Source organism: bacterium (assembly GCA_035530055.1).
GTDB lineage: Bacteria > UBA6262 > WVXT01 > WVXT01 > WVXT01 > WVXT01.
The window spans coordinates 1-3,305 of record DATKVN010000106.1; the positions used below are offsets into that span (position 1 = coordinate 1).

Consider the following 3,305-nt stretch of genomic DNA (forward strand, 5'->3'; position numbering starts at 1 on the left):
GCCCCGATGAATCGGGACGTTATAATTGCGAAGCTCCGCTTCGCTACTCCTAACTTCATACCTCTTGTTCCATTAGGCACCAAATTTCTTTAACTTAAGTCCATTAGCTAACATCAGGGGCATAGCACTAACTGCCGGGAATCTCCCCAGGCCGCCCCTGCTGCATTCCACTTCTGTAAATCTTTTAGCCCCGTCAACGCGAATAAATTTTGAGTGGAGCAAGAACGGATTGGGATGCCAGGAGTGCGATTTCAACAGACACGGCGTAGAATGGTCGCTGGTAATTACAATCACATCAAATTTTAGATTCAGAATTTCAGGAATAAATCTATCCACTTCTTCAATCGCTTTCACTTTCTTCTCCAAGTTGCCATCTTCACCCGAAGAATCGGTTTTCTTGATGTGCAGATAGAAGAAATCGTATTTCCCAAAGTTTTCTTTAAGTGTCCTCAACTCATCCTCTATACTCTCTCCTGTGAGAAGAACCTCCATCCCTACCAGCCGAGCCAGTCCCTTATACATCGGGTAAGTAGCAATCGCTGCTGGAGAGAGGTTGAATAGTTCCCTCATCGAGGGAATCCGGGGAACCTTGGAAATCCCCCTCAGAAGTACCGTATTGGCTGGATGTTGACTTTTCAAAACCTCAGTTGCTTTGTTGATAAAACTATTTGCCACCTCCTCTGTTTTTTTAGCCTTACTAGAAAGCGCCCGGGCAGGATTTGCCTTCTCTCCATTTTTCTGAGGGTCAGCATCGCTCACAGGACCATTCAGGCCATCCCCTCGAAAAATAACCACAAAGCGGTGCTCCTTCCCCGGCCGGATAAAAACTTTCACCCCTTTTATCTTCTCTATCTTTTTCCCCAAAAGAGCACAAATTTCTCTATTCTTCTCCGTGGGAATTCTTCCTGCGCGGCGGTCCACAATTATTCCTCGATTATCCATGGTGGCGAAATTACCTCTGGCTGCCATATCCTTGTGAGTCAACTCTACACCTATGCCCAGCGCCTCCAGAACTCCTCGTCCAATAATATACTCTACAGGGTCATAGCCAAATAGTGCCAAATGGGAAGGGCCACTTCCCGGCGTAATTCCATACCCAATAGCGTCAGTTAAGCCACAAATCGAGCGAGAAGCAAGATTGTCCAGATTAGGAGTTTTAGCTCTCTCCATCTCTGTCTCTCCATCTTGTGGCAAACCGCCAACTCCATCCAGAACCAAAAGCAGAATCTTAGAATCTGTTTTAATAGAAATTTCCTTAACTATGCTCTCAGAAACCATTTCTATCTCCTTTCAAAATAATATCATCTATCATAAAACTCCTTCTGCAAGTTTCTTGCCCTCAACGCCTCGTTTCTTAACATACTGATTATAGATTTCAAAAGCCCTAACTGAATTCTTGCCCCCTTTTCTCGCTCAGCCTCTCTCCTAAGGAAGGTAAACACAGATTCTTCCTTCTGGAAATCCTGATAAATACCCATTCCCAATTTCTCTTCTGCCTTAAGAACTTTCAGAAGCTCGTTTTTGGCATCGGGATAAGGACGGATTCTTCCCCCCTCAATTGCTAAATTGTTAGCTCCCATCTGCCGATAACTTGCCGTTTCTTTCCCCAGAAGGGGAACTATTCCACCTTCAAAGAAGAGGGAGCGAGCGAGGTAGTTCCTTAAATTACCATACTCATATTCCAGCTTTTCCCATCCCTGGGGAACCGATTTCCAATCCGTTTTATCTATATCTTCCATAACTTCTTTTAGATTTTTGCTCATTTCTGCTAAATCTTTATCCTGGAGACTCTTGTCTGAAAATGGGAGGGTTTGCCTCTGTTCAAAAATAGACTTTAAGGTAGCAAAGGCTGTTTTACTCGTCTTCTTAGCCAACTTCTCAAATTGAGAATGAGGAGGATGGAGGAACTCTTCCAGACTCTTCCCCAGCGATTTATAAACAGCTGCTTTCTTCTTTCCTCCCTTCTCCAGAAGTTTCAATGTTTCTTTCTCCAATTCATCAATTGGTTCAGAAGAAAGGACAGTCAGAGTACCTCTATATGGCTTTACTATTCCCTTCCCACTGGGATGAACAAATAAGACCCTTACGGGATATTCTCCTCCCTCATCCACTTTCCAGCGGAAGGAGAATGTAACTTCCTTTCCCGGAGGTATACGCTTACTAACTTCTTTCTCTTCAGAGCCAATGGAAAAAACTGCTTTATATCCTACCATCTCCTCCTCATCCCACAGACGAGCTACTCCTTGCCCATCATTTTTCACCACCAGGGAAACCTCTACAATATCTCCTTCTGTGGGCGGACTGGGGGTCCAATTGTCTCTAACAATTATAAGTTTGGGCGGAGGCAATACCTTAACCGATTCCTCATCATTCCACAAAAGAGGTTCCATATCCTTTGCCACCACGTAGAAAGAAGAGAATTCCAGGAGATGCTCGCCTTCTTCAGCCTCCCAGGTGAGCTCAAAATCGCTTTCTTCTCCAGGCCCTATGTCACCATCAAATTTAACTTGCCTCTTTATCCCATCTACTGACAAGATTGCCTTATACCCTACCTCGCTCCCTTCATTCCAGGGGGTAATAGGATTTACTCCAATATTTTCTATTCTCGCTAAAATAGTGATAATGTCCCCACCTTGGGAATCAGCAGGCTTCCAGGAGAGAATAACGGGCACAAGATTTATCCCCGTATCGATAGTCAGTGGTAATTCAGCCTTAGTCAAAAATTCCCTTTCGTCAAACTCGTAGGAGGCCGAGACTTTCAAGTAGTGAGCCCCCCTTTCGGCCCTCCAGGCGAACTGTAAATCCTGAGATTTTCCCGGCAAAATGGTAGGTCCTTCCATAATCGAACCTTTACGTCTCCCGTCTACGTAGAGGGATAGACGGTACTTCTCGCAAGGAATATCACCCCTGTTTTCCAGATTTACTAAAATCTCCACCTCCTCTCCCATATATGGGGAGGGGGGAGAAAGAGAGAGTTCAATAAAGAGATCAGGCCTCGACTCGCCAATTCTGAGATCGAGAAAGACCTCTTTATCTTTCACTACTTCCAGTGCCTTCCCCCTGCCAGTGACTCTGGGTAAAATTTGGGGATAGACCAACCAATTTCCATCCTCAACTACCCACTCAATAGGCCCCAGGCTCACATTGTGTGCTTTTGGACCAATTCTGGGGATCTCTTTGAACTCGAGGAAGATAATTCTTTCTTTTTCTTCTGCCTCTTCTTCCTCTTCTTTTTCTTCTTCTTCTTCTTCTTCTTCGTCTTCTTCTTTAGCTTTCAACTGGAGTCTCACGATAAAATCGTCGGG

General features: G+C 44.8%; 2 protein-coding genes. Both read right to left on the reverse strand.

All coding sequences use genetic code 11. The features are described from left to right. Positions 1-72 precede the first annotated feature (72 nt). Complete coding sequence (locus VMW39_08165) at positions 73-1,278, reverse strand: 2,3-bisphosphoglycerate-independent phosphoglycerate mutase (protein ID HUW23989.1); 1,206 nt, start codon at positions 1,276-1,278, stop codon at positions 73-75. A 23-nt stretch (positions 1,279-1,301) separates the two neighbouring features. Further along, the coding region (locus tag VMW39_08170; GenBank protein ID HUW23990.1) for a CARDB domain-containing protein at positions 1,302-3,305 on the reverse strand (2,004 nt) is incomplete at its 5' end.

Excerpts from the sequence above, each read along its gene's own strand:
- VMW39_08165 (HUW23989.1), bottom strand. The coding sequence starts at position 1,278 with ATGGTTTCTGAGAGCATAGTTAAGGAAATTTCTATTAAAACAGATTCT.